This window comes from Halorubrum sp. CSM-61 (assembly GCF_003781945.1).
Taxonomy (GTDB): domain Archaea; phylum Halobacteriota; class Halobacteria; order Halobacteriales; family Haloferacaceae; genus Halorubrum.
On record NZ_RJJW01000001.1, the window covers coordinates 241,217 to 266,506 of the forward strand.

30 protein-coding genes and 1 tRNA gene are annotated in these 25,290 nt (G+C 68.7%); 14 read left to right on the forward strand and 17 right to left on the reverse strand.

The window, feature by feature from the left end:
- Positions 1 to 22: 22 nt before the first annotated feature.
- A complete protein-coding gene (locus tag EDM04_RS01235) occupies positions 23 to 490 on the reverse strand; it encodes a hypothetical protein (protein WP_123619361.1) in 468 nt (155 codons plus the stop codon).
- A gap of 109 nt (positions 491 to 599) precedes the next feature.
- Between EDM04_RS01235 and EDM04_RS01240 the strand changes: the two genes are divergently transcribed.
- Positions 600 to 917 carry a DUF5785 family protein gene (locus EDM04_RS01240; RefSeq protein ID WP_123619362.1) on the forward strand — a complete coding sequence of 106 codons (318 nt, stop codon included), beginning with the start codon at positions 600 to 602 and terminating at the stop codon, positions 915 to 917.
- Positions 918 to 958: 41 nt separating this feature from the next.
- Here EDM04_RS01240 and EDM04_RS01245 read toward each other — a convergent pair whose 3' ends face one another.
- Complete coding sequence (locus EDM04_RS01245) at positions 959 to 2,413, reverse strand: bifunctional UDP-sugar hydrolase/5'-nucleotidase (RefSeq protein WP_123619363.1); 1,455 nt, start codon at positions 2,411 to 2,413, stop codon at positions 959 to 961.
- A 291-nt stretch (positions 2,414 to 2,704) separates the two neighbouring features.
- Between EDM04_RS01245 and rpl7ae the strand changes: the two genes are divergently transcribed.
- From rpl7ae to ndk, 4 genes are read left to right on the forward strand one after another with little or no spacing between them, the layout of a single operon-like run.
- Positions 2,705 to 3,067: a 50S ribosomal protein L7Ae gene (gene rpl7ae / locus EDM04_RS01250; RefSeq protein ID WP_123619364.1), complete on the forward strand. Its 363-nt coding sequence runs from the start codon at positions 2,705 to 2,707 to the stop codon at positions 3,065 to 3,067.
- 6 nt (positions 3,068 to 3,073) lie between these two features.
- A complete protein-coding gene (locus tag EDM04_RS01255; protein ID WP_004046478.1) occupies positions 3,074 to 3,298 on the forward strand; it encodes a 30S ribosomal protein S28e in 225 nt (74 codons plus the stop codon).
- 3 nt (positions 3,299 to 3,301) lie between these two features.
- Positions 3,302 to 3,490: a 50S ribosomal protein L24e gene (locus tag EDM04_RS01260; RefSeq protein ID WP_123619365.1), complete on the forward strand. Its 189-nt coding sequence runs from the start codon at positions 3,302 to 3,304 to the stop codon at positions 3,488 to 3,490.
- Positions 3,491 to 3,970 carry a nucleoside-diphosphate kinase gene (gene ndk, locus EDM04_RS01265; protein ID WP_123619366.1) on the forward strand — a complete coding sequence of 160 codons (480 nt, stop codon included), beginning with the start codon at positions 3,491 to 3,493 and terminating at the stop codon, positions 3,968 to 3,970. It abuts the gene before it with no gap.
- 170 nt (positions 3,971 to 4,140) lie between these two features.
- Here the strand turns inward: ndk and EDM04_RS01270 are convergent, their stop codons facing one another.
- From EDM04_RS01270 to EDM04_RS18905, 3 genes are all read right to left on the reverse strand, one after another.
- Entirely contained in the window at positions 4,141 to 5,397 is a 1,257-nt protein-coding gene (locus tag EDM04_RS01270) for a PQQ-binding-like beta-propeller repeat protein (protein ID WP_123619367.1), read from the reverse strand.
- A gap of 89 nt (positions 5,398 to 5,486) precedes the next feature.
- Positions 5,487 to 6,200: a carbonic anhydrase gene (locus EDM04_RS01275; protein ID WP_123619368.1), complete on the reverse strand. Its 714-nt coding sequence runs from the start codon at positions 6,198 to 6,200 to the stop codon at positions 5,487 to 5,489.
- Positions 6,201 to 6,302: 102 nt separating this feature from the next.
- Complete coding sequence (locus EDM04_RS18905; protein WP_277424133.1) at positions 6,303 to 6,437, reverse strand: hypothetical protein; 135 nt, start codon at positions 6,435 to 6,437, stop codon at positions 6,303 to 6,305.
- 134 nt (positions 6,438 to 6,571) lie between these two features.
- Between EDM04_RS18905 and EDM04_RS01280 the strand changes: the two genes are divergently transcribed.
- Both EDM04_RS01280 and eif1A read left to right on the forward strand, forming a co-directional pair.
- On the forward strand, positions 6,572 to 7,222 hold the full coding sequence (locus EDM04_RS01280; RefSeq protein ID WP_123619369.1) for an AAA family ATPase: 651 nt from the start codon (positions 6,572 to 6,574) through the stop codon (positions 7,220 to 7,222).
- 133 nt (positions 7,223 to 7,355) lie between these two features.
- Positions 7,356 to 7,640: a translation initiation factor eIF-1A gene (eif1A, locus tag EDM04_RS01285; protein WP_050024976.1), complete on the forward strand. Its 285-nt coding sequence runs from the start codon at positions 7,356 to 7,358 to the stop codon at positions 7,638 to 7,640.
- A 58-nt stretch (positions 7,641 to 7,698) separates the two neighbouring features.
- Here eif1A and EDM04_RS01290 read toward each other — a convergent pair whose 3' ends face one another.
- Both EDM04_RS01290 and gpmI read right to left on the reverse strand, forming a co-directional pair.
- Positions 7,699 to 8,841, reverse strand: a complete 1,143-nt coding sequence (locus EDM04_RS01290; protein ID WP_123619370.1) for a thiolase family protein — start codon at positions 8,839 to 8,841, stop codon at positions 7,699 to 7,701.
- 63 nt (positions 8,842 to 8,904) lie between these two features.
- Positions 8,905 to 10,476: a 2,3-bisphosphoglycerate-independent phosphoglycerate mutase gene (gpmI, locus tag EDM04_RS01295; protein ID WP_123619371.1), complete on the reverse strand. Its 1,572-nt coding sequence runs from the start codon at positions 10,474 to 10,476 to the stop codon at positions 8,905 to 8,907.
- 174 nt (positions 10,477 to 10,650) lie between these two features.
- On the opposite strand from gpmI, the gene EDM04_RS01300 reads away from it, so the two are divergent.
- The 4 genes from EDM04_RS01300 (at position 10,651) to EDM04_RS01315 (ending at position 13,675) form a co-directional block, all read left to right on the forward strand.
- Entirely contained in the window at positions 10,651 to 11,322 is a 672-nt protein-coding gene (locus EDM04_RS01300; protein ID WP_123619372.1) for an ArsR family transcriptional regulator, read from the forward strand.
- A gap of 79 nt (positions 11,323 to 11,401) precedes the next feature.
- Positions 11,402 to 12,322, forward strand: a complete 921-nt coding sequence (locus EDM04_RS01305) for a DMT family transporter (RefSeq protein ID WP_123619373.1) — start codon at positions 11,402 to 11,404, stop codon at positions 12,320 to 12,322.
- A 72-nt stretch (positions 12,323 to 12,394) separates the two neighbouring features.
- The gene (locus EDM04_RS01310) at positions 12,395 to 12,988 is read left to right on the forward strand and encodes a GNAT family N-acetyltransferase (protein WP_123619374.1); all 594 of its coding nucleotides are present in this window, start codon (positions 12,395 to 12,397) and stop codon (positions 12,986 to 12,988) included.
- Positions 12,989 to 13,102: 114 nt separating this feature from the next.
- Entirely contained in the window at positions 13,103 to 13,675 is a 573-nt protein-coding gene (locus EDM04_RS01315; RefSeq protein ID WP_123619375.1) for a transporter, read from the forward strand.
- Positions 13,676 to 13,726: 51 nt separating this feature from the next.
- Here EDM04_RS01315 and EDM04_RS01320 read toward each other — a convergent pair whose 3' ends face one another.
- Both EDM04_RS01320 and EDM04_RS01325 read right to left on the reverse strand, forming a co-directional pair.
- On the reverse strand, positions 13,727 to 14,179 hold the full coding sequence (locus tag EDM04_RS01320) for an RNA-binding domain-containing protein (protein ID WP_123619376.1): 453 nt from the start codon (positions 14,177 to 14,179) through the stop codon (positions 13,727 to 13,729).
- On the reverse strand, positions 14,176 to 14,811 hold the full coding sequence (locus EDM04_RS01325) for an AAA family ATPase (protein ID WP_123619377.1): 636 nt from the start codon (positions 14,809 to 14,811) through the stop codon (positions 14,176 to 14,178). Before EDM04_RS01325 ends, EDM04_RS01320 begins: the two co-directional genes overlap by 4 nt.
- Before the next feature lie 103 nt (positions 14,812 to 14,914).
- Here EDM04_RS01325 and EDM04_RS01330 point away from each other — a divergent pair.
- A tRNA-Arg gene (locus EDM04_RS01330) sits at positions 14,915 to 14,989 on the forward strand.
- Positions 14,990 to 15,114: 125 nt separating this feature from the next.
- On the opposite strand, the gene EDM04_RS01335 is transcribed toward EDM04_RS01330, so the two are convergent.
- The 6 genes from EDM04_RS01335 to EDM04_RS01360 form a co-directional block, all read right to left on the reverse strand.
- Positions 15,115 to 15,915: a hypothetical protein gene (locus EDM04_RS01335; protein ID WP_123619378.1), complete on the reverse strand. Its 801-nt coding sequence runs from the start codon at positions 15,913 to 15,915 to the stop codon at positions 15,115 to 15,117.
- Positions 15,908 to 16,102, reverse strand: a complete 195-nt coding sequence (locus tag EDM04_RS01340) for a hypothetical protein (RefSeq protein ID WP_123619379.1) — start codon at positions 16,100 to 16,102, stop codon at positions 15,908 to 15,910. The genes EDM04_RS01335 and EDM04_RS01340 overlap by 8 nt, the downstream gene beginning before the upstream one ends.
- A 342-nt stretch (positions 16,103 to 16,444) precedes the next feature.
- Positions 16,445 to 17,449, reverse strand: a complete 1,005-nt coding sequence (moaA, locus tag EDM04_RS01345; RefSeq protein WP_123619380.1) for a GTP 3',8-cyclase MoaA — start codon at positions 17,447 to 17,449, stop codon at positions 16,445 to 16,447.
- 119 nt (positions 17,450 to 17,568) lie between these two features.
- Positions 17,569 to 18,288 carry a thiaminase II gene (gene tenA / locus EDM04_RS01350; RefSeq protein ID WP_241154836.1) on the reverse strand — a complete coding sequence of 240 codons (720 nt, stop codon included), beginning with the start codon at positions 18,286 to 18,288 and terminating at the stop codon, positions 17,569 to 17,571.
- Positions 18,289 to 18,334: 46 nt separating this feature from the next.
- Positions 18,335 to 19,114 (reverse strand): MBL fold metallo-hydrolase, encoded by a 780-nt coding sequence (locus EDM04_RS01355; RefSeq protein WP_123619381.1) that lies wholly within the window; start codon positions 19,112 to 19,114, stop codon positions 18,335 to 18,337.
- Between the two features lie 31 nt (positions 19,115 to 19,145).
- Complete coding sequence (locus tag EDM04_RS01360) at positions 19,146 to 19,571, reverse strand: universal stress protein (protein WP_123619382.1); 426 nt, start codon at positions 19,569 to 19,571, stop codon at positions 19,146 to 19,148.
- Positions 19,572 to 19,741: 170 nt separating this feature from the next.
- Here EDM04_RS01360 and EDM04_RS01365 point away from each other — a divergent pair, with 170 nt between their 5' ends.
- Positions 19,742 to 21,388, forward strand: a complete 1,647-nt coding sequence (locus EDM04_RS01365; protein WP_123619383.1) for a tryptophan--tRNA ligase — start codon at positions 19,742 to 19,744, stop codon at positions 21,386 to 21,388.
- A 457-nt stretch (positions 21,389 to 21,845) separates the two neighbouring features.
- Here EDM04_RS01365 and EDM04_RS01370 read toward each other — a convergent pair whose 3' ends face one another.
- Entirely contained in the window at positions 21,846 to 22,196 is a 351-nt protein-coding gene (locus EDM04_RS01370; protein ID WP_123619384.1) for a DUF5518 domain-containing protein, read from the reverse strand.
- A gap of 98 nt (positions 22,197 to 22,294) precedes the next feature.
- On the opposite strand from EDM04_RS01370, the gene EDM04_RS01375 reads away from it, so the two are divergent.
- Complete coding sequence (locus tag EDM04_RS01375; protein WP_123619385.1) at positions 22,295 to 24,292, forward strand: ATP-binding protein; 1,998 nt, start codon at positions 22,295 to 22,297, stop codon at positions 24,290 to 24,292.
- Between the two features lie 4 nt (positions 24,293 to 24,296).
- Here EDM04_RS01375 and EDM04_RS01380 read toward each other — a convergent pair whose 3' ends face one another.
- The gene (locus EDM04_RS01380) at positions 24,297 to 25,271 is read right to left on the reverse strand and encodes an acetamidase/formamidase family protein (RefSeq protein ID WP_123619386.1); all 975 of its coding nucleotides are present in this window, start codon (positions 25,269 to 25,271) and stop codon (positions 24,297 to 24,299) included.
- Positions 25,272 to 25,290 lie beyond the last annotated feature (19 nt).

A 25,290-nucleotide genomic window follows, 5' to 3' on the forward strand; every position in this document is an offset into this window, starting at 1 on the left:
GTCGTCGGCGACGCTCGGTCGTTCACACCTGCTCGTCTACCACCGTCTCATCGCCGTGACGGACGGCGACGCGCTCCGGAACGGAGGCCTCGACGAAGGTGATCGCGACCTCGTAGGGATGCGTTTGGCCGATGTCGGAGCACGGGCCGCCGTCCCAGTCGGGATCGTCCTCGGTGGTCAGCCGGAGCAGCAGGCGGTCGGCGTCGAGGTCCGACTCGACCAGATCGACGCGGTAGCAGTCTCGCGAGCCGTCGAGCAGGCGTCCCCTGACGGTGACGCGCGGCGGCTCGGCGTCGACCGCGCGGAGCAGGACGGCGGCCTCGTTCGGGTCCGGCTCGTCGGGATCGAACTCCCCCGTGTGCTCGCGGCGGAACGTCACCTCGGCGCCGTCGATCCGCTCGGGGATCTCTCCCCACGGCGGCGTGGGACAGCCGGCGAGCGAGGCGGTCGAGACGGCGGCCGCGGTGGCGAGGAGGGCTCTGCGGCGCATGGCGGGAGCGACGCGGAGCGGCGTGAAGTGTCTTGTGCGGTCGAGGGCGAGACCGCTCCCCCACCGCCGCATCCGAAACCACTATCCCCGATCCGGCGAATTCACCGATATGGACTGGCCACACGACCCCGACGGCGAAGAGGGGAGCGAGGGCAGGCGGCAGTACGGGCACGCGGTGCTCGCGAAGAAGATCGACGAGGAGGAGGACTTCCCGCTGTCGGCCGCCGACTACGTCGAGCAGTACGGCGATCACCCGATCCGGATCGACTACGAGACGGTCGTCTCCGTCGAGGAGATCTTCGAGGGCGTCGAGAAAGCGGAGTTCGCGGACTTCGTCGAGTTCCACCAGGAGCTCGGGCGCGCGATGCGCGAGAACGGCTACTGGTTCTACGAGGGCGCAGAGCAGTTCGTCGACGGCAGCGCCTGAGCGGCGGTCTTTCTCTTAGGCGACCTTCACACCGTCCCGCTTCACCGGCTTTCGCCGGCGACTCCCTCCCGATTCCGGAGCTCGATCCGACCCTCGATCTCGGGGTCGATCCCGTGCTCGCGGGCGTAGTCGGCGAGCACCTCGTACTGGATGTCGGCCTCGTCGACCCGGTGTCGCTGTGCGAGCGTCGGGAACTCGTGGTCGGAGTGGAGCAGGTACTCCGAGACGGCGACCGTGTAGCGCGCCTCGGGGTCGATCGGCTCGCCGCCGACGGCGGCCTCCAGAATCAGCTCGGCGTCGGCGTCCCAGACCACCCGCGCGTTCGAGACGTGGCCGTGCCACCAGTCGTCTTTCCCGAAGTCCACGTCGGGGGCGGCCATCTCGCGGAGCACGTCGCGGAGCTCCGCGCCAGTGACGGACGCGAGCGCGACGGGCTCCTCGAAGGGGATCAGGCTGATCAGGTCGGCCTTCGTCACGTCGCCGCGCCACGGGTCGCCCTGCCGGAGACCGCCCGCGTTCGACAGCCCTACGTCGGCGTCGAGCGCCCAGCGGAACGCGTCCGCGACGAAGTTTCCGACGCGGCACTCCCCGCCGTGGACGACCTCGCCGGTCCGTTCGATCGGCTCGTCGACGCGCCCGACGACCTCGCCGAGGTCGGCGGCGCCCATCCGCTCTTCGAGGGCCGCTTCGAGCGCGGCGATCGGTTCGGCACCGTCCGGCTCGTGGAGGGTCGCGGTGGGGGTAACGCTTTCATCGCCGCCGTCGACCGCTGCCGCGCCGTCGACCGCTGCCGCGCCGCCGAACTCGACCTCGACGACGGCCTCGCCGTTGACGCCGGGCCGGACCAACAGGGTGTCGCCCACGCGCTCGTTGCGCGGGCTGTGGACGTGGCCGCCGAGGACCGCGTCCACGTCGAGCTCGCGGGCGAGGTCGTCGTCGCCCGCGCCGAGGTGCGAGAGGACGACGGCGTGATCGAGTCCCTCGCCGTTCTCGGCCGCCTCGGCGCGCATCTCGGCGAGCGCGTCCCGCGCGGCGGCGACGGGGTCGTCGAAGGAGAGGTCGGCGGCCATCGGGTTCAGCGAGTCGGTCGCGGGGTCGGTGACCCCGACGAACCCGACGGTCGCGCCGTCGATCCGCCGGGTCGTCCACGGGACGACGCCCTCGTCGCGGCCGAAGGGGTCGCCGTCCTCGTCGCGGACGTTCGCGGAGACGAACGTCGCGGTGGCGTCGTCGACGAGCCCGCGCAGCGGGTCCGGCCCGTAGTCGAACTCGTGGTTGCCGAACGTGTCGAGGCGGGTGTCGGTCGCGGCGTAGAAGTCGAGGACCTGCCGGCCGGTCGCGACCAGCGAGAGGACGCCCGGCGCGGTGGTGTCGCCGGTGGCGACGACGGCGGCGTCGGGACCCGAGAGCTCCCGGATCCGGCCGGCGAGGCGGGCCGCCCGCTCCGGGGCGTCGAAGACGTTCTCGATGTCGGAGTAGTGAACGAGACGGACCATTCGATGTGCGAGGGGAGGAGCGAGCGACGCTTAAAAAGCGCGGAGTCCGAGCGGAGGGTCGCCGTCGAGGCGCGCCGGGGGATCACGAGAGGGCCGTCGCCAACGCCGCGAGTGCAGCGGGTCCGGCCCCCGTGAGCCCCGCTCGCACACGCGCAGGACATTGAAAGCGCTTTTATGGATGTCCGGACTACGTCGCTTCACAGCCTCTGCGGGGTTGATGATGTGCCGTGCCGTTAGGGACCGACCACGGTGCGAGCACGCGAGCCCGCGCGGAGGATAGGTGAACAACATATGCCCGTTTACGTAGACTACGAAACCCCAGCCGACCTCGCCGAGCGATCGCTCGAGGCGCTCGAGGTCGCCCGAGACACCGGTACCGTGAAGAAAGGAACCAACGAGACCACGAAGGCCGTCGAGCGCGGCAACGCGGACCTCGTCATCGTCGCCGAGGACGTCTCCCCCGAGGAGATCGTGATGCACCTCCCCGAACTCGCAGAGGAGAAGGGCATCCCGGTCGTCTTCGTCGACACGCAGGACGAAGTCGGCCACGCCGCCGGCCTCGAAGTCGGCTCGGCCGCCGCCGCCGTCGTCGACGCCGGCGACGCCGACGACGACGTCGAGGACATCGGCGAGAAGGTCGAGGAGCTCCGATAACCACCCATGAGCGCAGAAGAGGGTACCGGCGACTCGACGACCGCGGAGGTCATCGAGGTCGTCGGCAAGACCGGGATGCACGGCGAGGCCATGCAGGTCAAGTGCCGCATCCAGGAAGGATCGAACCAGGGCCGGATCATCACCCGGAACGTCCTGGGCCCCGTCCGCATGGGCGACGTGCTCCAGCTCCGGGAGACCCAGCGCGACGCCGACTCCATCGGAGGGCGATAACCAATGGTCGAGACACGAACCTGCGACTACACCGGCGAGGAGATCGAGCCCGGCACGGGCACGATGTACGTCAAGACGGACGGACAGATCCTCCATTTCGTCGACTCGAAGGCGGAGAAGAACTACTTCCTCGGCCGCGAGGCGCGCGACCTCGAGTGGACCGAGGAAGGGCGCGACCACGGGGGCGAGTAGATGAGCCACCACGACGAGCGCACCTTCGTGATGGTCAAGCCCGACGGCGTCCAGCGCGGTCTCATCGGCGAGATCGTCTCTCGCTTCGAGGAGCGCGGGCTGAAGCTCGTCGGGGGCAAGTTCATGCGGATCGACGAGGAGCTCGCTCACGAGCACTACGGTGAACACGAGGACAAGCCGTTCTTCGACGGCCTCGTCGACTTCATCACCTCCGGCCCCGTCTTCGCGATGGTGTGGGAGGGCGCGGACGCGACCCGACAGGTCCGCGCGATGGTCGGCGAGACCGATCCCGCCGAGTCCGCCCCGGGCACGATCCGCGGCGACTTCGGCTTGGACCTCGGCCACAACGTGATCCACGCGTCGGACCACGAGGACGAGGGCGCCAACGAGCGCGAGATCGACCTGTTCTTCGACGAGGATGAACTCGTCGACTACGGCCTCGACACCGCCGCGTGGGTGTACGAGGACGAGCAGCACTGAACGACGACGCCGCCTTTCACTTCTCAGTTCCTTCCGCCGCCGCGTCCCCGCGAGCGGTAGCTATTCCGACACACCTCGTTTCCGGTGAAATCACTTCTGAAATTCGGCGACTGCGGCGCTGATCGAACGTGCGCCGACTGATAAACCGGTCGGGAACGAGACCGACCGAGTCAGTCCGACAGCGCCACGATCCGGCCGTCCTCGGCGACCACGAGCACCTCGGCGGTCTCGTCGCCGGTCGCGTCCGCGAACAGCGGGCCCGCGTACACGACGGAGGCGCCGCTGGAACCGCCGATGTCGCCGCGAGCGATCGCCTCGCCCTGCTGGTTCAGCGCGAGCACGCCGCCGTTCCGGTTCACGGCGACCGGGCCGGGCGAGCCGTCGCCGTCGACGTCGGCGACGCCGGGGGCGTTCACCCGCGTGTCGCCGCCGTACTGCTGTTTCCAGACGACCTCGCCGTCGAGTAAGTCGACCGCCCAGACGCTCCCGCTCCCGGCGACGTGGACGCGACCGGGGTCCGCGTCGCCGACGGCGACGGGCAGGTCCTGGAGCCCGACCTCGTAGCGGGTCCCGCCGTCGGCGACGTCGATCGTCTCCAGATTCCCGTTCGCGCCGCCGAGCGCGAGCACCGGGCCGCTCCGGGTGTCGGCCGCGCTCCAGCTCAGGGGGGTGACCGACGGGGTGGTCGTCCACCGCGGCTCGCCGGTGGCGTCGAGCAGGGTGATTGAGCGCTCGTCGCCGGCCGCGGTCGCGACCGCGAGCCCGCGGGTGGTCTCGTCGCTGCTGCCCCCGTTCTCGGCCCCATCGAAGTCGACCGCCAGCGGTCGGCGGTCCACCGGCGCGTCGAGGTCGGTCTCGAACACCGGATCGCCGTCGGCGTCGACGACTCGAACCCGCCCGTCGGTCGTGACCGCGGCGACCTCGCTGTCGCCGTCGCCGTCGAGGTCCCCGATCGCCGGCCGGAGTCCGCCCGGTCCGCCGAGGTCGACCGCGAACCGTTCGGTGCCGTCGGCCGGATCGAGCGCGACGAGGGAGCCACCTTCGGTCGTGAACGCGACGACCTCGTCGCCGTCGAGCGCGCCGGCGACCAGTCCGCTCGTCGCCGGGGGATCCGTGCCGTTCCCGTCGCCGGTGTCGCCGTCCGCCCCGCCGACCCGCGATCTCCACTCCACGTCGCCGCCGACCGCGGTGGCGCGTATCCTCCGGGCCCCGTCCTCGACCGTCGGCTGGAGGACGAGCGATTCGCCGTCCATCGTGGCGACGACCGCGCCGCTGCCGTCGTCGCCGGCGACGGGCTCCGACTCCCAGACGACCTCGGCGTCCGTCGTGGCGTCGTCGACGCCGACGAACGCGAAGACGGCGACCCCGACGCCGGTCGCGCCGCCGGCGAACAGGATCAGACTCGCGAACAGAACGCGCCGGTCCATTACGTGCGGTTCGGGCGTCGCGGTGATACCCCTGTCGGATGCGGCGGGGCGGGTGGCCGCCGACCTGCAGCAGCGCGGTGCCGGGCGATCTACAGCAGCGTGGCGACGCGGTCCGCGTGCTCCGGGCCGACGCGCTCGCGGAGGGCGTCGGGGTCGCGCTCGCCGTCGACGTTCACCAGGTAGGCCGCGCCGTCCGGTCCCCCGTACGCGCCGTGGAAGTCGTAGACGAAGCCGTACACGTCGGCGGCGGCGGCCGTCTCGGTCCCGCGGGCGATCGCCACCTGCTCGTGGACGTTGTACTCGACCAGTCGATTTCGGACGTCCGCGGCCTCCTCGCTCCTCCCCTCCTCGGCTCCGGCCCCGCCCCCGCCGTCGAGCGCGTCGAGGCCCGCCTCGACGATCGGAACGAGCTCCTCCACGTCCGCCCTGACGCCGGGCTCCTCGGGGAACTCGCCGGTTCGGACCGCGGAGAGGGCCGCGCCGACCGCGCCGCACCCGGTGTGTCCGACGACCGCGAGCGCGTCCGTGCCCGTGTACGCGAGCGGGTACGCGACGCTGCCCGCGAGCACGCGCTCGCCGTCGACGCGGGCGCTCACCCGGTTCCCGATGTTGCCGGCGGTGAAGAGGAACCCCGGCCGGTCGACCGCCCACATGCCGCCCTGTGACACGCGGGAGTCAGAACAGCAGACGGAGACGACCGGCGGTCGCTGACCGTCGCGCTGTCCCCTGAAGGCGTCCACGTCGAGCGACGCGACGTGCTCGGCGTTGCGGTCGAGGAGCTCGGTCAGCAGGTCGCGTCCCATACCCGTCGACTCGCTCCCGAGTCTGAAAAGGGAGGCGGAGGGGGCGAGAAACGGGAGCAGAGCGAGAAACGGGGCGGTCGTCGTCGCTCGGTTCGGCGGCGTTCAGACCACCAGACCGACGATCTGCACGAGGAACCCGACGACGAAGACGCCGAGGAGGGCGATCGTCGCCACCACCACCGCGGGCGAGAGCGTCTCGTCGTCCTGATCCAGCACGAGCGACTCCATGTCCTTCATGCGAGACCCGTCGTCGCGGCGGGGTTTGAACGCTTCGCTCGGTCCCGAAGGGAAGCTTCATTTACCTCTCGACGGACCGTGCGGACGAATGAGCGACGGAGGGCGACGGACCACCGGGACCGAGGGGGGCGTCGATGTCGAACGGTGACGCGACCGACGGCGGGGGGTCACAGGGGGCGATCGCCGAGCCGGCCGAGCCGGCGGACCCGGCTTCCGAGGGAGAGGCCGCCGTCGATCCGTCGGCCCGATCGGCGACCGCGACCGAGCCGTCGGCCGGGAGGCTGGTCGTCGTCTGCGGGCTGCCGGGCGTCGGCAAGACGACGGTGGCGGAGCGGGTCGCCGACCACGTCGACGGCGAGATCCTCCGGACCGACGTGATCCGGAAGGAGCTGTTCGACGATCCGGAGTACACCGACGCGGAGACCGAGGCGGTCTACGCCGAGCTCGTCGACCGCGCCCGCGACCGCGTCGTCGGCGGGTCCGCCGTCGTCCTCGACGCGACGTTCGCGGACGCCCGGTTCCGCGCGGACGCCCGCGAGGTGGGCGAGCGCGTCGCGGGCGGGTTCGCGCTCGTCGAGGTGGAGTGCGACGAGCCGGTCGTCGAGCGCCGGATCGAGCGCCGCGACGGGATCAGCGACGCCGACTTCGAGGTCCACCTCCACTTCAAGGAGCTGTTCGACCGGATCGAGACCGACCACGTCGTCGTCGACAACTCCGGCGACCAGGCGGAGACGTTCGCGCAGGTCGACGCCGCGTTCGGCGGGGCGGCGCTCGGCGGCGAGTGAGCGAGGCGGCGAGTAAGAAGGGGCCGCGGTCGGCGTCGCGGTGGCCGCACCCCCGTCCCGGGGCAACAATTCGCACGAGAAACGCGCACACGCGTCTCCCATCACTTATACGGGCGACCGACATACTACCTGTATGAGCGAAGAATCCGGGCGGAAGAACCTCCGAATGCCCAACGACGACGAAGTGTTCGCCGTGGTGACGGAACACCTCGGCGGGAACCACGTGCGGCTGCGCTGCGTCGACGGCGAGACGCGGATGGGCCGGATCCCCGGCCGCATGAAGTACCGGACGTGGATCAGCGAGGGCGACGTGGTCCTCGCGGAGCCGTGGGACTGGCAGGACGAGAAGGCGAACGTCGAGTGGCGGTACGACGACGACGACGCGGATCAGCTCCGCCGCGAAGGACACATTCAGTAACGCCGCGACGCGGCGTCGACAAGAAATTCTTTTTACACTGAGCGACGGCGCCGGACGCTTATCGGCTGAACTCGATCGCCGCGCCCTGCCCGAACCCGACGCAGAGCGTCGCGAGCCCGCGGTCGGCGTCGCGCTTCCGCATCTCGTGGATCAGGGTCACGGGGAGCCGCGCGCCGGAGGCACCGAGCGGGTGGCCGACGGCGATGGCGCCACCGTTGACGTTGTACTTCTCCTCGTCGACGCCGAGTTCGCGTCGCGAGTACTCGCACTGCGAGGCGAACGCCTCGTTGAGCTCCACGAGGTCGTAGTCGTCGATCGTCCGGCCGGCGCGGTCGAGCAGGCCGCGCGTCGCGGGCACCGGGCCGATCCCCATCACGGTCGGGTCGACGCCGGCGACGTTGTTCGTGCCGACCTCCGCGAGCACGTCGAGGCCGTGGTCCTCCGCGAACGCCTTACTCGTCACCAGCGTCAGCGACGCGCCGTCGGAGATCTGCGAGGAGTTCCCCGCGGTCACCGTGCCGTCGCCAGTGAACGCGGGCGAGAGGCCGGCGAGCTTCTCGGCGGTCGTGTCCGGGCGGATCCCCTCGTCCGCCTCGACGAGCCCCTCGTCGGTCTCCACGGGGACGATCTCGTCGTCGAAGCGCCCCGACTCGGTCGCCTCGGCGGCGCGCTGATGGCTCCGCGCGGCGTACTCGTCCTGCGCCTCGCGGCTCACGTCGTACTCCTCGGCGACCTTCTCGGCGGTCATCCCCATCTGGAGCTGGAAGACGTTGTACCGCTCCGAGAGCTCCGGGTGGAGGTGCTGGTAGGCGTCGCCGTCCATCGGGACGCGGCTCATGTTCTCGACGCCGCCGGCGATGACGCAGTCGCGGTTCCCGGCCGCGACCGCGTCCGACGCCGAGATGATCGCCTGCATCGAGGAGGCGCACCAGCGGTTGATCGAGGTGGCCGGCACCGACTCGCCCAGATCGGAGAGCAGCGCGATGACCCGCGCCACGTTGTTGTCCTGTTCCGTCCGCTGCTGGGCGACACCCCACATCAGGTCGTCGACGTGATCGCTCGTCAGCCCGGTCTCCGCGAGCGTGTGGTCGATGAGGCGCGTCGAGAGGTCCTCGCTGCGGACGTCCGCGTAGACGCCCCCGTCGCGTCCCTGCGGCGTTCGGTATGCGGCGGCGATAACCGGGGTGGTCTCGTCTGTCATGATCGATCGCTGGCGCGTCAGGGACTTAAAACGGCGTGGAACCCGAGGGAATCCGGCCGGAGTTCACCGGTTTTCGGGTTCCGTCAGGAGGTTCTTTCCGGTCATCTCCGCGGGCCGATCGAGTCCGATCAGATCCACGAGCGTCGGGGCGATGTCGCAGAGCGAGCCGTTCTCGCGGACCTCGCGTCCCCCGTCGTCGCCGTCCGGCGTCAGGTAGACGAACGGGACCGGATTGAACGTGTGTGCGGTGTGGGGGTTCTCGAGCGTCCCCATGTCGTCGGCGTTGCCGTGGTCGGCCGTCACGACCGCGTGGCCGCCCGCGTCGGCGACCGCGTCGAGGAGGCGGTCGAGCTGGGCGTCCACCGCCTCGACCGCCTCGACGGCGGCGTCGAAGTCGCCGGTGTGGCCAACCATGTCCGGGTTCGCGTAGTTCAACACCAGCAGGTCCGGGTCGTCCGACTCGATGATCCCGACCGCCTCGTCGGTCACCTCGGGGGCCGACATCTCCGGCTGGAGGTCGTAGGTCGGCACGTCCGGGCTCTCGACGATCTCGCGCCGCTCGCCCGGGAACTCCACCTCGCGGCCGCCGTTGAGGAAGTACGTGACGTGGGGGTACTTCTCCGACTCGGCGATCCGGAGCTGGGTCAGGCCGGCGTCGGAGACGACCTCGCCGACGGTGTTCGCCGGCATCTGCGGCGGGAACGCCACCGGGAACGGGAACGTCTCGTCGTACTCGGTCATCGTGGTCATCCGGACGTCCGGCTGGTCCAGGTCGAACTCCCAGGCCGGCCGGGTGTCGGTGAGCATCCGGACCAGCTGCCGGGCGCGGTCCGCCCTGAAATTGAAGAAGACGACCGCGTCGCCGTCGACGAGTGCGGGCTCGTCGTCGACGAGCGTCGGCTCGATGAACTCGTCGGTCTCGCCGCGGTCGTGGGCCCGGGTCGCGGCCTCGACCGCCGTCTCGGCCTCGCGTTCGGCCTCGCGCTCGACGATGGCGTCGTACGCCTTCCTCGTCCGGTCCCAGTTCTCGTCGCGGTCCATCGCGTGGTAGCGCCCCGTCACGGTCGCGACGTGACCCGTCCCCCGCTCGTCGGCCTTCGCGGTCACCTCCGCGAGGAACCGGTCGGCGATCTCCGGGGCGGTGTCGCGGCCGTCGGTGAACGCGTGGCTCGTCGCCGGGACTCCGGCGTCGGCCGCGGCGTCGATCAGCGCCAGCAGGTGCGCCACGTCCGAGTGGACGCCGCCGTCGGAGACGAGCCCCATGAAGTGGACCCGCCCGCCGGTCGAGTCGGCGTGGTCGAGCGCGTCCGCGACGGCGTCGTTGTCCGACAGAGACCCCTCCGCGAGCGCGTCGGAGATGCGGGTGTACGCCTGTTTGACCACGCGGCCCGCGCCGATGTTCAGGTGGCCGACCTCGGAGTTCCCCATCTGTCCCTCCGGGAGCCCGACGCGCCGCCCGTGGACCACGAGCCGCCCGTCGGCGCCGCGCTCGGTCGCGGCGTCGAACGTCGGCGTGTCGGCGGCGGCGACGGCGTCGCGACCCGCGGGTCGGCCCGCGGGGTCGACCGGTTCGCCGCCCGCGCCCGCTCCGCCGCCGAGACCCCATCCGTCGAGAATGATGAGCGCCGTTTCCATACCGTCCGTTTTCGGCGATGGGGTAACTACCCTTCGCTCCGCTCAACCGCCGCGGGCTCGATCGATCGCCGAACCGCGATCGCCGAACCGCGACCGACCGATCGCCCGCAGGGAGACGACCGGGCCGTCTCGCGTAAGTCAGCCTTTTCCCTCTCCGACGCTAACCATACGTTAATGGACTCCGCGGTACTGCTCGATCTCCTCGGTAACGAGAACCGGCGGCGCATCCTCCGGCTGCTCGCCACCAAGCCCTGTTACGTCACGGAGATCTCGGAGTACCTCGACGTGAGCCCGAAGGCGGTCATCGACCACTTGCGGAAGCTGGAGGAGGCCGGCCTCATCGAGTCGACCACCGACGATCAGCGCCGCAAGTACTTCCGTATCGCCCGGAGCCTCCGGCTGGAGGTGAGCGTCTCACCGTACGGCTTCGGCGCGAAGAGCGCGTACCCCGCGAAGAACAGCTTCGACATGGCGGCGCGGTGTCAGCACATCTCGATAGAGACCCCCGACGAGTCCGAGTCGCCGAACGACTTGGCCGAACTCGCCGGCGAGTTCGGCCGGCTCCAGAACCTCGATCAGGAGCTCTCGCTGGCCCAGCGATGGGTACAGGGCCGCGTGGAGGACACGCTGGCCGAGATCGACGAGCGGCTCGGCACCGAGTCAGACAGCCGCTTCTTCGCGGCGGTCCTCGCCGCGCTGGTCGAGACCGACGGCACCCCCGAGGCGGTCGCCGACGAGGTCGGCGCCCGCGAGGAGACGGTCGCAGGCGCCCTCCGGCGGCTCGCCGACGTGGGGGTCGTCGCCCGCGACGGCTCCGCCGACGTCGACCGCTATCGGATCCGGTAGTCGGCTCCGCGAGACACCGATCCCCGCACGGCCGGCCGCTTTCGGAACCTTTTGGCACGCTCCCGGGAGAGGTCGGTGCGTGAGCAGAGCACGGAATCTCGCGTTGTTCCTCGTCCTCGCCGCGGTGTGGGGGTCGGCGTTCATGGCGATCAAGGCCGGGCTGGCGTACTTCCCGCCCGTGCTGTTCGCCGCGTTCAGGTACGACGTCGCCGGCGTCGTCATGCTCGCGTACGCCGCGTACGTCGTCGACGACCCGATACCGCGAGGGCGCGACGAGTGGGCCGTCGTCGCGGTCGGCGCGACGCTGGTGATCGCCGCCTACCACGCGTTCCTCTTCATCGGCGAGAGCGACCCGGCGGTGACGAGCGCGGTCGCCGCCGTCATCGTCAGCCTCTCGCCCGTGCTGACGACCGTCTTCGCGCGCGCCTTCCTCCCCTCTGAGCGGCTGACGGTCGTCGGGGTTATCGGGCTCCTCGTCGGGCTCGCGGGCGCCGTCGTGCTGGCCGCGCCGGACCCGAGCAACCTCGCCGGCGGCGGCACGGTCCCGAAGCTCCTCGTGCTGCTGGCGGCCGCGTCGTTCGCGCTCGGCTCGGTGCTGATGCGGGCCTCCGACGACGACCTCCCGATCGAGACGATGGAGGCGTGGTCGATGATCCTCGGCGCCGCGCTGATGCACCTGCTGTCGCTCGGGCTCGGCGAGTCGGTCGCCGACGTGGCGTGGACCGCGGAGGCGCTCCTCGCGCTCGGGTACCTCTCGATCGCCGCCAGCGGGCTCGGCTTCCTCATCTACTTCGATCTGCTCGACCGGCTCGGGCCGATCGAGATCAACCTCGTCTCGTACGTCGCCCCGGTGTTCGCCGCGGTCTCCGGGTGGCTGTTCCTGCGGGAGGCGATCACCCTCACCACCGTCGCCGGCTTCCTGATCATCTGCGTCGGCTTCGCGCTGGTGAAGCGGGAGGCCTTCGGGGAGGCGCTCCGCGAGTACGGCGTGATCGGGTAGCCGGTTCACGCAACACGGTAACGTGACTCACGTCCGGGGTGGTTTTTATACGTACCCGCGCGACGGGCGAGTATGTTCCCCGAGACGATCGAGACGGACCGGTTGCGGTTGGAACCCCGGTGGCCCGAGCGCGTCGACCTCGACGAGTGTTACCAAATTTGCTCGTCGGACCCCGGGATCGACGAGGTGACCGAACACGTCACGTGGGACCCCCACGAGACGAAAAAGGAGACGCTCGAGTTCCTCGAACGCGGCCGCGAGCGGTGGGAGGACGACGAGGCGGCGAGCTACGTCATCCGCCCCCGCGAGGGCGAGGGCGGTGCCCGCGAGATCGCGGGGTTCGGCGGCTTCGAGGTCGACTGGGAGAAGCGAACCGCCGTGCTGGGCACCTGGCTCCGCAAGCGGTTCTGGGGTCGCGGCTACTCCGGCGAGCGCGCCGCGGCGCTCGTCGAGGTCGCCTTCGAGGACCTCGATCTCGACCTCGTCGCCGTGAGCCACCTCCCCGAGAACGAGCAGTCGCAGCGGGCGATCGAGAAGTACGTGGACCGGCTCGGCGGGCGCCGGGAGGGGCTGTTGCGCAATCACATCACCTTCATGGACGGCAGCGTCCGCGACGAGGTCCGCTACTCGATCTCGCAGGACGAGTGGCGCGAGGCGACCGAGTAGCCGGGAGCCAGCGAATCGCCCTTCGATTCGCCGGTAATCCGACGACCGAACTGGTTCGGCGCCGAGAACGCCGAGTCAACAGACACTTATGAGGGCCGAAACGACTCCGGGCACATGTCTGTCCCCGACCAAACTGACCGAACGAGCGGAATCGTCGGCGGTGCGGCGGCCGGCGCCGTCGCGTACCTCCTCGGCTACCTCGTCGTGTACGTAACGCAGGGCGACCGGATCGAAGAGGGCCTCTCCGGAGTCAACTTCTTCGCCGACCTGTTCGGCGGCGACCCGATCTCCACCTGGCAGGCCGCGGGGTGGATGTTCTACAACGCCCACTTCGTCGACGTCAACGCGCCCTCGCTGATCGGGGGCGCGCAGTCGGCGAACCTCCTCACGCAGGGCGAGGGCGGGTCGCTGCTGTTCGTCCTCCCGCCGCTCCTGCTCGTCGTCGCCGGCGTCGTCGCCGGTCGGGCCGCCGGCGCGTCGGAGCCGGCCGACGGGGCGCAGGCCGGCGCGTTCGTCCTGGCCGGCTACCTCCCGCTCGCGGTGATCGGGGCGTTCCTGTTCCGGTATTCCGTCGGGGACGGGACGGTGGCGCCCGATCTGGTCACCGCGGCGCTGCTCGCCGGTGCCGTCTACCCGGCGGTCTTCGGTGCGATCGGGGGAGCCGCCTCGTCGCTGCTGAGCGACTGAGTCCGACGGAAGAATCCGCTTTCTCGTTCCCGCCCTCGTCCCCCAGAACCGTCAGTACTCGGCGTCCTCGGGGTCGATCCGGTCGCCGTACTCCCGCTCGGGGTCGACCGGTCGGCCCTCGTCGGTCTCGGGCGAGACGTAGTCGATGAACGCCTCCACGTCCGGCTCCCGGACGCGGACCTCGACGTTTATCTCGCCGAGCTCGTCGGGCTCGCCGACCGCGAAGTTGACGACGCCCTCGAAGGCCGCCTGCTTCTTCAGCGAGAAGTCGAACCCCTCGTCGGTGCTGTTCTGCAGGAAGACCCTCCGGGCCGTGTCGAGGATCTCCTGTTCGTGGAGCACGTCCGAGAAGGCGTCGAGGGTGTGCGCCTCCGCGACCAACTGACCGTCCTCGTGGACCGGCTCCGCGTCCGGGAACACGTTCCGGACCGCGTCGGCGACCCGGTCCGTCACCTCGGTGTCGTTGACGGGCGCTTCGATCCGCACGTCGACGCTGTAGATCACGAGCCGTCACCTCGGGCGTTCGCGGCCGCCGGATCGGCGTCGGGGTCAGTGTCCGCGCCGGCGTCCGCCACGTTCTCCCCGCCCGCCGCGACGCCGAGCACCTCTCGGACGCGGCGTCGGAACGCCGCCAGCGTCCCGGTGTTGTCGATCTCGACGTCGGCCCGGTCGAGGGTCTCGCCGAGGCCGAGGTCGATCTCGCGGGCGTCGCGCTCGCGGAGCGCCTCCAGGTCGGAGTCGGAGTCGTCGCGGCCGCGCTCGTCGAGCCGCTCGGCGCGGAGCTCGAAGGGCGCGCGGACCGCCACCAGCGTGAAGTCGTCGCCGAACGCCTCGCGGAAGCGCTCCAGTTCGACGGTCGAGCGCAGGCCGTCGACGAGGACGGTGCCGCGCTCGCTCTCGGCCGCCGCCTCGCGGATCAGCGGGAGCGTCCGGGCGGCGATCGCGTCGTCGCCCTCCTCCTCGCGGAGCGCGCCCGCGATCCGGCCGTGGTGTTCGGCCGGGTCGAGCCCGCGTCGGCGGCACGCGGCGCGGATCACGTCGCCCATGACGACGACCGGGATCCCCGCCTCTGCGGCCACGTTCGCCGCCTCCCCCTTCCCGCTTCCGGGGAGGCCGACGGTTCCGATGACGTTCATTAGCGGCGAGTAGTCCCGTCGCAGACTTAGGTCTGCTGTTGGGGCGGCGAGGTCGGCGCGAACCGTCGGCGTTTTTGTCGCTGGGTGTGAGAACTCCGAGTGAGGGCACATAGCTCAGCCCGGATAGAGCGTCGGACTTCTAATCCGACGGTCGTGGGTTCGAATCCCACTGTGCCCGTTCGTTCCTTCGGTCACTCACGAGCACGGTTTATTCCTGTTCGCTCTCGATAATCCATACACCCATTACAGTGGTCTAGAGCCTCCGCGACCCCTCCTTGTGGGGGATCGCGCGGCATGATATGGTTAGATAATAAATGCGACTGCGAGGACAACCAGACAGAGGAAGCAAATAACCCAGCTTAATAGAGCCATCACCTTTTCTATCAGAAACCATTCCAAAAGTCCCCATCTACTAGACGTATCTGGATTATCAACCAATTCTTGCCCTAATGTTGAGTCAGCCACCTCCTCATTAGTATGATCATTATCTACAATTCGATTTAACAAGAACCTCCCAGGGGCAGGGAATATAAAAAGAAGATTATAGGACAACAAATTCAAAATATTTGCTCCGTATGTATTAGTATAAATTGAATAACAAACAAAAAGAAACAAAATAGATATGGAAATTCGAAGTCCACCAGTGGTTACCTTCTTCCTAGTATCACTGATAAGCCTCTGATTCTTGAAAGCAGATTGGTGTAAATCGATCCACCTTTTTGCTACGGGATACTCATATTGTGGATAGAGTTCGCGGCCTAATACGACCTCATAGAGCTTGTATAGACTGATGAGGCACGCAGTAACACAGAACGATAGGAGTACAAATGAGAGAACTTGGTTCAATAAAATGAATAAGAGTAGACCTTCAGGGTGGATGCTCAGAGAGTTAGCAATACTAATATATGCGTCTGTTTCAGTCGGTACTGGTTCAATTGAGTCGTAAAAAGCTACACTCACAGATGTAATAATAGCAATAATGGCAAGTAGACTTCCTAGAAGCCCTCTTGCTAAACTCTGCTGCTGATGATATTTTTGATGTTGTAAGACTATGACTGTCTCAAGATAATCAGAATCAAAGTGGGAATTGAGATCGTCAGACATTCTCTGAAATAATAAGTGTTCCATATATTACTAATAATAGCACGACGAACGGTGTCGCGAATTGTCCTACTATAGATGACACGGTTGTTACATCGCCACCGATACTAATCCGGTAGATGGAAACAACCACGACAGCTGCGACCGCTAGTATGAATATGCTGGTGACGACTTCCTCAGGGTCAGTCATGGATTGTCTCTATCATACCCGTTTGGTTTGAATTCCAAATATAAGTGAGTACTTCACTGCCGGAGTTCATAAAGTTCATTCAGTCTAGACCAGCCACCAAGCTTTGGTTCCGTTCACTTTTTGACTTTATAATCATTTCCTAGCTTGCTTAATCGCTTGAACATTCCTGGTCGGCTATAACAGAGCATTAGAAACCCTGGCAGTCTAGAGCACAAGTCTATCTGACTCTCTAAAACCCCGCAAGAATCACACGATCTGTCGAGTTCACTGCTCGTCCGACCATACTCTCAATTCCGCTTGAAGGTATGATCTCGACGGCGGCGTACCAATTGTAAATCGCCCTCAGTCCGCCACACTCGGCGTTCCCAGATACTCCTCGTTCATTTCGTACTCGCCGTCATCGCCCTCAACTAGATACTCCCCGTAGTAGGGCACCCGATTCGCCACGACGTCCTCGAAGGTCTCGGCGATCTCGTCGCGGGTCATCTCCCCCATCGATCGGAGGTCGTCGTTGCGGTTGAGACACCCCTTCAGGTACCCCTCGTGGGTGACGCGGACGCGGCCGCAGTTGGCGCAGAAGTCCTCGTTCTCGACGGGATCGACGATCTCGACCATGCCGCCGGTGTCGTCGTCGCTCGCCTCGCCCACGAAGTACCGCTTCCGGTCGTGCATCTCGCGGCGCTCGACGCGGTCGGCCTCCTCGGCGAGCCAGTCGTGGACGCGCCCGATGTCGACGTTCCACTCCGGTTTCCCGGTCAGCTCCGGCATGTACTGGATGAGCTGGAGTTGAAGCCCCTCGTTGTCGGCGACGTGCTCGACCATCTCCTCGACGTAGCCCGCTGTGTGCGTGAACACGACCATGTTGAGCTTCACGGGGGAGAGCCCGGCGTCGACGGCGGCCTTGACCCCCTCCAGCACCTGCTCGTAGGCGCCGGATTTGGTTACCTCCGCGAAGTCGTCGGGGTCGAGCGCGTCCTGCGAGACGTTCACGCGGTCGAGCCCGGCGGCCTTCAGGCCCTCGGCGCGGCCGGGGAGGAAGGTCCCGTTCGTCGTCAGCGACACCTCCATCGAGTCGGGCGTGCGCTCGACGATCTCTTCGAGGTCCTGCCGGAGCATGGGCTCGCCGCCCGTGAACTTCACCGAGTCGACGCCGTACCCCTCGACGACCTCCAGGAAGCGGACCACGTCGTCGGCGGTCATCTCGTCGTCGCTCGGCTCCATCGGCCCCCGCGTGTCGCCTAACCCCTCGTTGTGGCAGTAGACGCAGTCGAAGTTACAGCGGTCGGTGAGCGAGATCCGAACCCCCGTCACCTCCCGTCCGAAGTCGTCCGCGAGTGGGCCGGCCATGTGCGATCGGAGCCGCCGCGTTCGCTTAAATATCGGGGTCGATCGTGCGGTTGCGTAACGTGGTTCGGTTACGTCCCGCCGGCCGCGTTCGTTCCGCCGGTCACGTTTGCGACTCGCGGTCAGGTCCGCGGCTCTCCGGCCGCGTCCGTCTCGCCGACGCGGGAGGTCGCCTCGGCGACGCCGGGCCCCCACTCCTCGCCGACGTACGCCATCTCCCAGAACGCGAGCTCGAGGCGGGCGCTCGTGAGGAACGCCTCGCGCATCGCGTCCCGGTGGCCGGGGTACGCCGCCGCGTAGTCGTCGAGGAGCTCGCGCATCGACGCGGTCTCCGCGCGGAACGCGTCGCTCGTGTACGTCTCGATGAAGGGGGTGTATCGGTGCTCCTCCTCGGCGAGCTCCGCCATGTGGTCGGCCACGTCGAGGTACCCCTGCATGCAGGGGTACAGCGCCGCGACCGCGACCGGCACGGGGCGCTCGTGTGCCGTGCGAACGAGGAAGCTCGTGTACGCCTCGCAGGTCGGACGCTTCCGGACGGCGGCCAACTCGTCGGGCGAGACGCCGTACTCGCCCGCGAACGACCGGTGGAGGTCGAGCTCCCCGTTCAACGCGGCGTCGGCCCCGCCGAGGAGCGTCGCCATCGCCGCCTCGTCGCGCGCCTTCGCGCCCGCGACGGCGTACGTGCGGGCGTAGTCGAAGAGGTACCGGTAGTCCTGTTCGAGCCACCGTCGGAACGCCGCCTCGTCGAGGTCGCCCGCGGCCAGCTCGCGCACGAACGGGTGCTCGAACTGGGCCGTCCAGACGTCCGCCCCCGCCGAGAGCAGGTCGTCGCTGAACGCCATGGGCGAGCCCTCGACGCGCCGGCTTATAACTTTGTGGTATTACTAGCTAATCCTCCTCGCCGATCGCGATCCGGAGCCCGTCGCTGGCGACCTCCACGTCGCCGTCGAACCCCGCGTCCCGCACGCTCTGGGCCATCTCGCGCTCGCGGCCGCCGGTGTGCGGGTACAGGTGCGAGCACAGTAGCGTGTCGACGTCGACGCCCGCGAGCGACTCGCCGAGCTGCGTGGGGTTCGGGTGGTTCGACACGTCGGTCCCGTCCGGGAACGAGCAGTCGTGGACCAAGAGATCGCTGCCGTCCGCGAACGACGCCATGCCCGCGAACGCCTCCGTATCCCCCGAGAGCGTGAGCGGTCCGTCCGCGGGGTCGACGTCGGCGCTCGGCGGCGAGAACCGGTAGGCGAACCCCGCCATCGAGTGGCGGGTCTCGCGGGCGGCCACGTCGAACCCGGCCGCCGCGAAGGGCCGCGCCGCCGACACCTCGCGGACCGCCAGATCGATCCGGCCGTCGAGGTACTCGTGCACGTCGAGCAGGCCGTCGAGGAGCGACTTGGTCCCGGTCGGGCCGAGGACCTCCAGGTGCTCCTCGCCGGCGAGCCACCGGGCCTTCATCAGGGGGAGCAGCGCCGAGACGTGGTCGAGGTGGTGGTGCGTCAGGAGGACGGTCGAGACCCCCTCGTAGCCGGTCTCGGTGCCGGCCAGTCGCTGGAGGACGCCGCTGCCGCAGTCGACGAGCAGGGACCGGTCGCCGTCGTCGAGGAGGTAGCCCGCCTGCACGCGGTCCGGGACCGGCATCGCGCTGCCGGACCCGAGGACGGTGAGTTCCATGCTCGCCCGTCAGTGCGCCCAGCCACCTAACCTACTTGATCAGGAACACCGGCACGCTCGCGTCGTCGGCCACGCGGTCGGAGACGCTGCCGAGCGATCGGATCCGTTCGCGGGGCGACTTCCCCTCGGGGCTCATCACGATCACGTCGATCCCGTGCTCGTCGGCGTAGTCGACGATCTCGGTGTCCGGCGTCCCCTCCACCACGTGCGTCTCGACGTCGACGCCCGCCTCCGCGGCGCGGTCGGCGACCGCACCGACCGCCGCCTCGCCCTGTGACTCGAGGTCGGCGACGACCTCGTCGTGGAGCTCGCCAGAGCTCGCGGTGGCGATGCGTCGGTCGACGACGTACAGCGCGTGGATCGTCGCGTCGTGGTCGGTCGCCAGCCGGACCGCGTGATCGAGCGCGCGGTCGACCGCCTCGCTCCCGTCGGTCGGCACCAGCAGGTCGTCGTACATGGGTCACCGTTCGATCCGGTGGCAAATAACGGTACGCCCGCGCGCTCGGTCGGTGGGAACGCGGGGCGCCGGCCCGTCGTCCATTTTCCGTCCCTCCTCCCCGACCGGCGACGTGGCAACTCCTCTCGCGCAAGCGAACGGTTTTTGCGTCGACCGACTGGAGGGGACGTATGGACGAGGACACCCCCGAAGGGGCGACGCCGCCGGTGGACGGCCCCCGAACGGACGGCGGGACCGAGCGCGCGGAACCGACCGAGGACGTCGCGCTCGACCCGTGGGGGTCGGCGTCGGTCGGCGACTACGCGGATCTCTTCGAGGAGTTCGGCATCGAGGCGTTCGACGACGTCGCCGGCGACGTGGCGGACCCGCACTACCTGATGCGCCGCGGCGTCATCTTCGGGCACCGCGAGTACGACGCGGTGGCCGAGGCGATGGCCAACGACGAGCCGTTCGCCGCGCTCTCCGGGTTCATGCCCACCGGCGACCCCCACATCGGCCACAAGCTCGTGTTCGACGAGATCATCTGGCATCAACAGCAGGGCGGCGACGCGTTCGGCCTGATCGCCGACTTAGAGGCGCACTCCGCCCGCGGGATGTCGTGGTCGGAGATCGACGAGCACGCGCGCAACTACCTCCTGAGCCTGCTCGCGCTCGGCTTCGACGCCGAGGAGGGGGAGATCTACCGCCAGTCGGACAACCGCGAGGTGCAGGACCTCGGGTTCGAGCTCGGGTCGAAGGCGAACTTCTCGGAGTTCGAGGCGATCTACGGCTTCGACGGCGAGACCAACATCTCGCACATGCAGAGCGTGATCACCCAGACCGCGGACATCCTCTACCCGCAGCTCGTCGACGAGCCGAAGCCCACCGTCATCCCGGTCGGCCCCGATCAGGACCCCCACGTCCGGCTCACCCGCGACCTGGCGACCCGCGTGCGTTACTTCAAGGTGACCGAGGCGTTCGCCTCCTTCGAGCTCGACGACGACGAGCGCCGACTGGTGCGGGCCGCCTACGACGCGCTCGCGGGCGGGAGCGACCACGACGGCGAGGAGGTCGACGCCGCCGAGACCGACGTGCGCTGTGAGGACGCCGCCGCGTGGCTCGCAGATTACGAGCCGCCGGAGACCGACGAGGAGAGCGTCGACCTCGCCGCCGCGAAGTCGACCGCCCTCGACAAGCTCCGCGCGGGCGGCAAGGAGCCCCTCCGCCCCCGCGTCCGGTTCTTCGACCGTAACGCCACCGACGAGGCGTTCGAGGCGCTGATCGAGGCCGTCGAGGGCGAGAAGCGCGTGTTCGAGGGCCACGTCGACGCGTTCGATCTCACGCGGAACGAGGCCGAGTCGGTCGCCCGCGAGGTCGAGATCGACCACGACGGGTTCGGCTTCAGGCAGCCCTCCTCGATCTACCACCGGTTCATGACCGGGCTCACCGGCGGGAAGATGTCCTCCTCGATCCCGGCGAGCCACATCTCGCTGCTCGACGACCCCGAGGACGGCTACGACAAGGTCCGCGCGGCGACCACCGGCGGCCGCGACACCGCCGAGGAGCAGCGCGAACTGGGCGGCGAGGCCGACGAGTGTCCGGTCTACGAGCTGTACGCCTACCTGCTCGCGGGCGACGACGACGAGCTGACGAAGACCGTCTACTCCGAGTGCGTCAACGGCGAACGCCTCTGCGGCGGCTGCAAGGAGCAGGCCGCGGAGCTCATGAGAGAGTTCCTCGAAGACCACCAGGAGAAGCGCGAGGAGGCCGAGGAACTGCTCGACGAGCTCGATATCGATCTGGACTCCGACCGGCGCGGGACCGGCGGCGAGCACTGAGCGCGACGGCCGATCGCGACGCCCCATTTATAAACGACTGTGCGGCGGCGCGCGCCTCCGAGGCCGCATCGCGGCCGAGGAGCGCCGCGCGAGGGATGCGGCGAACGCGAGCGGCGAAGCCGCGAGCCGTGAGCCGCGAGGCTGGGGAGGCGTGAGGTGCGGTTGCGGACGGGTGGGACTCGAAGGGGCAGCCACGAGGACGAAGCACGACGATGTAAGCACCGGAAGGAGCGAGCACCGCGAGCGACTGAGGAGCGCAACGAGTCGCGCGAGTCCTCGCGGTTGGGGCTTCGGTGGTGTCCGTGTCGGTCAGCGGTTTATAAGCGGTCACGTCCGGCCGAGCGGCTGGGGCTTCGGTGGTGTCCGCGCGGCTCACCCAGTTATAAACGGCAGACGCGATTCCGTCCGGGCACGTTCGCGACGGAACAGCCAGGTCACGCGTCAGACCGTCGCTTCGCTACAGCTCCCGTTTCACGTACGACCCGATGACCCCGCCGACCGCGCTGAGGCCCATCGTGTAAGCGAACGCGAGCGCGACGATCCCGAGGATGAGCACGGCGCTCCCGATCGCGACGCCGGCGTCCGGCGCGATCGGGACGATGAACAGGACCAGAAACAGGACCCCGAGAACAGGGAGCGACGCTATCGCCCCGGAGATCGCGCCGACCCGGAGGCCGTCGTTCGTCTCGCCGCCCTCGAGGTACCCCGCCAACGCGCCGCCGAGCACGGGTCCGATCCCCGTAAACGAGAGGAGGAAGGTCGCGACCGCGCCAATGAACGCGTTGAGGAGCGTGTTGTCGGTGTTCATGCGTCAGTTCTCGTCGGCTGAGCGTATAACTCTCGGGGGGCGGGTACCAACGCGCTCCGAGCCGATAGTTTATGAGGCGGGCGGTACCTGTCACGGGTATGACCGAGCAGGAGGCGATCCACGTCGCGGACGTCAGCGAGGGGATCGGGGGCGACGCGACGGCGGAACCGGGGTCGCCGGTGGAGCTTCCGGTCGTCGACGTGCTCACCGGCCGCTCCTTTATCACCGGGAAAAGCGGGTCGGGCAAGAGCAACACGGCGTCGGTCGTCATCGAGAACCTCCTCGACAACGGGTTCCCGGTGATGATCGTCGACACCGACGGGGAGTACTACGGGCTCAAGGAGGAGTACGAGATCCTCCACGCCGGCGCCGACGACGAGTGCGACATCGTCGTCTCGCCCGAGCACGCCGAGAAGCTCGCCAATCTCGCCTTAGAGCAGAACGTCCCGATCATCCTCGACGTCTCCGGGTACTTAGAGGAGGACACCGCCAACGAGCTCCTCTTGGAGGTCGTCAAACAGCTGTTCGCGAAAGAGAAGCGCATGAAGAAGCCCTTCCTGCTCGTCATCGAGGAGTGTCACGAGTACATCCCCGAGGGCGGCGGGATGGACGAGACGGGCAAGATGCTGATCAAGGTCGGCAAGCGCGGGCGGAAGCACGGCCTCGGCATCGTCGGGATCAGCCAGCGCCCGGCCGACGTGAAGAAGGACTTCATCACCCAGTGCGACTGGCTCTGCTGGCACCGGCTCACGTGGGACAACGACACGAAGGTCGTGGGGCGAATCCTCGGCTCGAAGTACGCGAGCGCGGTCGAGGATCTCGGCGACGGCGAGGCCTTCCTGATGACCGACTGGGACGAGTCGATCCGCCGGATCCAGTTCCACCGCAAGCAGACGTTCGACGCGGGCGCGACGCCCGGGCTCGACGACTTCGAGCGCCCGGAGCTCAAGTCGGTCTCCAGCGACCTCGTGGGAGAGCTCCAATCTATCTCCGACGAGGAGGAGCGCCGCGAGTCCGAGATCGCCGATCTCAGACAGGAGCTCGACAAGAGGGACCAGCGCATCCAGGAGCTCGAACGCGAGTTGGAGGAGGCCCGCGACCTGAGCAACATGGCCGACCAGTTCGCGCAGGCGCTCCTCGGGAAGGCCGAGGCGCCCTACCGGAGCGGGGGCGGGCGATCCGTCGCCGCCGGCGGCGGCTATCCCGGAAGCGACGAGGGCGGGGACGGCGACCAGTCGGTCCTCAAGTCGTACGACGAGGCGGTCGCCGCGACCGAGCGGGGCGACGGCGAGGCCGCGGACGGCGGGAACCCGGCGGCCGACGGCGACGCCGACGACGCGGAGAGCGACACGCCGGCCGGCGGCGCCGACGGCACGCGCGCCGATCCGGACGCCGATACGCCAGACGCCGATCCTCGGGCCGGCGACGCTCCCGCCGACGATGTCGACGACGTCGATCCGGTCACTCGTGCGGACGTGGCCGAGAGCGCGCTCCGGTTCGACGACGCGGTCGAGCTCGGCACCCGCGAGGCCGTCATCGAGGAGCTTCGGAGCCGGATCGAGGCGCTTCCGGAGCTCTCACAGGGGATGCTGCGACACTACCGGCGCGAGGGTGTGAGCGACCCCGTCGCGGCCCACATCGACGCCGGCGGCGACGGCGACTCCGGCCACGCGTACAGCCGTCACCGGCCCATCCGCCGATCGGGGCTCATCCGCCACGCCGGCAGGGGCCACTACGCCTACGCCGTCCCCGACCTGATCCGCGAGGCGTACGCCGACCGGCTCGACGAGGAGAGCGTCCGCGAGATCGTCCGCGCCGTCGAGACCGCCTTCGTCCCCCCGGCCGAGCGGAGCTATCCCCCGGACGCCGACCCGGCGGAGGTCGGCGTCGGGGACGACCCGACTGGGCCCGATACCGACGGTGAGAGCGGATCGCCCACAGACGTCGACGCCCCGGGGAAGGGGGAACGCGAGAGCGAGAACCGAGCGGAGGACGCGGAGAGCGAGGAGAACGGGAAAAACGCGAACTCGTCGACCACCGGCCTGAGCGACGCCGCACGGCGGTTCGCGGGGCGCGAGCACGCGGTCGACGAGTGACCGGTCAGAACGGGATCGAGAGGTACTCGCTCGGGACCGCGTTCCGCGCCGTCACCTGCGGGTCGACCACCTGACTCACCTCTAGCCCGCCGACCAGACTGGAGAAGAGGTACGCTTCCGTCCGGGAGAAGCCGTGTTCGTGTTCCAACAGCCGCACGACGTCGCCGTTGGCGAGCTCGACGGCGTCCTCCATCGTCTCGGCGCTCGCGACCGTCTTGACCGCGTTCCCGGTGTCGACGAGCGGTCGTTCGATGGGGACCTCCGGGTCCTCGATCACGGAGAGCGTCACGTCGATCTCGGTGCCGATCTCCGCGCCCGTCCCGCACATCTCCCCGTCGGCCATCGCCGCCTTCGAGTCGCCCATCGCGAGCATCGCGCCCTCTTGGAAGACGGGGAAGTACGCGGTCGCCCCGGCCGTCATGTCCGTCGTGTCGAGGTTGCCGCCGTGGTCGTCCGGCGTGAGCGTCGAGATCGTCTCCTCGGCGGTGGCGACCCCGATGGTGCCGATCACCGGTTCGATCGGGACCTCGATCCCCTCGAAGTCGATCCGGCCGGCCTCGTCACCGTCGCTCCCTCCGACGCCGTCGCGCTCGGCGTTACCGCTCCCGGCCTCGCCGGCCGCGTCGCTCACCTCGGTGATCCGCGTCGCCGGGTGTTCGATCTCGGGGTCGTCCTGTAAGAGGCCGAACCCGGGCGCCGTGAGGACGCGACCGACGTCCTCGGTGACGCGCACCGCCTCGATCTCGACGGCGAGCACGTCCCCCGGACTCGCCCCCTCGACGGCGATCGGGCCGGTCGCGGCGTTCACCTCCTCAGGGATCGCGTCCAGCAGGTCGTCGTCGGTCTGGATCGCGCCGTTCAGGCTGTCGATCGTCTCGATCGTGAGCGACTCGCCGTCGGCCGCCTCGTAGGTCGGCTCCATCTCCGGGCCGAACTCGTACACGTGGCCGTCGCGGTGTGAGACCACTTCTCGTGACATCGACTTCGACTCCGCCACA

What these genes read in the sequence shown, in the direction of transcription:
- EDM04_RS01235 (WP_123619361.1), bottom strand. Translation starts at nt 490, where the DNA reads ATGCGCCGCAGAGCCCTCCTCGCCACCGCGGCCGCCGTCTCGACCGCC.
- EDM04_RS01240 (WP_123619362.1), top strand. Translation starts at nt 600, where the DNA reads ATGGACTGGCCACACGACCCCGACGGCGAAGAGGGGAGCGAGGGCAGG.
- EDM04_RS01245 (WP_123619363.1), bottom strand. Translation starts at nt 2,413, where the DNA reads ATGGTCCGTCTCGTTCACTACTCCGACATCGAGAACGTCTTCGACGCC.
- rpl7ae (WP_123619364.1), top strand. Translation starts at nt 2,705, where the DNA reads ATGCCCGTTTACGTAGACTACGAAACCCCAGCCGACCTCGCCGAGCGA.
- EDM04_RS01255 (WP_004046478.1), top strand. Translation starts at nt 3,074, where the DNA reads ATGAGCGCAGAAGAGGGTACCGGCGACTCGACGACCGCGGAGGTCATC.
- EDM04_RS01260 (WP_123619365.1), top strand. Translation starts at nt 3,302, where the DNA reads ATGGTCGAGACACGAACCTGCGACTACACCGGCGAGGAGATCGAGCCC.
- ndk (WP_123619366.1), top strand. Translation starts at nt 3,491, where the DNA reads ATGAGCCACCACGACGAGCGCACCTTCGTGATGGTCAAGCCCGACGGC.
- EDM04_RS01270 (WP_123619367.1), bottom strand. Translation starts at nt 5,397, where the DNA reads ATGGACCGGCGCGTTCTGTTCGCGAGTCTGATCCTGTTCGCCGGCGGC.
- EDM04_RS01275 (WP_123619368.1), bottom strand. Translation starts at nt 6,200, where the DNA reads ATGGGACGCGACCTGCTGACCGAGCTCCTCGACCGCAACGCCGAGCAC.
- EDM04_RS18905 (WP_277424133.1), bottom strand. Translation starts at nt 6,437, where the DNA reads ATGAAGGACATGGAGTCGCTCGTGCTGGATCAGGACGACGAGACGCTC.
- EDM04_RS01280 (WP_123619369.1), top strand. Translation starts at nt 6,572, where the DNA reads ATGTCGAACGGTGACGCGACCGACGGCGGGGGGTCACAGGGGGCGATC.
- eif1A (WP_050024976.1), top strand. Translation starts at nt 7,356, where the DNA reads ATGAGCGAAGAATCCGGGCGGAAGAACCTCCGAATGCCCAACGACGAC.
- EDM04_RS01290 (WP_123619370.1), bottom strand. Translation starts at nt 8,841, where the DNA reads ATGACAGACGAGACCACCCCGGTTATCGCCGCCGCATACCGAACGCCG.
- gpmI (WP_123619371.1), bottom strand. Translation starts at nt 10,476, where the DNA reads ATGGAAACGGCGCTCATCATTCTCGACGGATGGGGTCTCGGCGGCGGA.
- EDM04_RS01300 (WP_123619372.1), top strand. Translation starts at nt 10,651, where the DNA reads ATGGACTCCGCGGTACTGCTCGATCTCCTCGGTAACGAGAACCGGCGG.
- EDM04_RS01310 (WP_123619374.1), top strand. Translation starts at nt 12,395, where the DNA reads ATGTTCCCCGAGACGATCGAGACGGACCGGTTGCGGTTGGAACCCCGG.
- EDM04_RS01315 (WP_123619375.1), top strand. Translation starts at nt 13,103, where the DNA reads ATGTCTGTCCCCGACCAAACTGACCGAACGAGCGGAATCGTCGGCGGT.
- EDM04_RS01325 (WP_123619377.1), bottom strand. Translation starts at nt 14,811, where the DNA reads ATGAACGTCATCGGAACCGTCGGCCTCCCCGGAAGCGGGAAGGGGGAG.
- EDM04_RS01335 (WP_123619378.1), bottom strand. Translation starts at nt 15,915, where the DNA reads ATGTCTGACGATCTCAATTCCCACTTTGATTCTGATTATCTTGAGACA.
- EDM04_RS01340 (WP_123619379.1), bottom strand. Translation starts at nt 16,102, where the DNA reads ATGACTGACCCTGAGGAAGTCGTCACCAGCATATTCATACTAGCGGTC.
- moaA (WP_123619380.1), bottom strand. Translation starts at nt 17,449, where the DNA reads ATGGCCGGCCCACTCGCGGACGACTTCGGACGGGAGGTGACGGGGGTT.
- tenA (WP_241154836.1), bottom strand. Translation starts at nt 18,288, where the DNA reads ATGGCGTTCAGCGACGACCTGCTCTCGGCGGGGGCGGACGTCTGGACG.
- EDM04_RS01355 (WP_123619381.1), bottom strand. Translation starts at nt 19,114, where the DNA reads ATGGAACTCACCGTCCTCGGGTCCGGCAGCGCGATGCCGGTCCCGGAC.
- EDM04_RS01360 (WP_123619382.1), bottom strand. Translation starts at nt 19,571, where the DNA reads ATGTACGACGACCTGCTGGTGCCGACCGACGGGAGCGAGGCGGTCGAC.
- EDM04_RS01365 (WP_123619383.1), top strand. Translation starts at nt 19,742, where the DNA reads ATGGACGAGGACACCCCCGAAGGGGCGACGCCGCCGGTGGACGGCCCC.
- EDM04_RS01370 (WP_123619384.1), bottom strand. Translation starts at nt 22,196, where the DNA reads ATGAACACCGACAACACGCTCCTCAACGCGTTCATTGGCGCGGTCGCG.
- EDM04_RS01375 (WP_123619385.1), top strand. Translation starts at nt 22,295, where the DNA reads ATGACCGAGCAGGAGGCGATCCACGTCGCGGACGTCAGCGAGGGGATC.
- EDM04_RS01380 (WP_123619386.1), bottom strand. Translation starts at nt 25,271, where the DNA reads ATGTCACGAGAAGTGGTCTCACACCGCGACGGCCACGTGTACGAGTTC.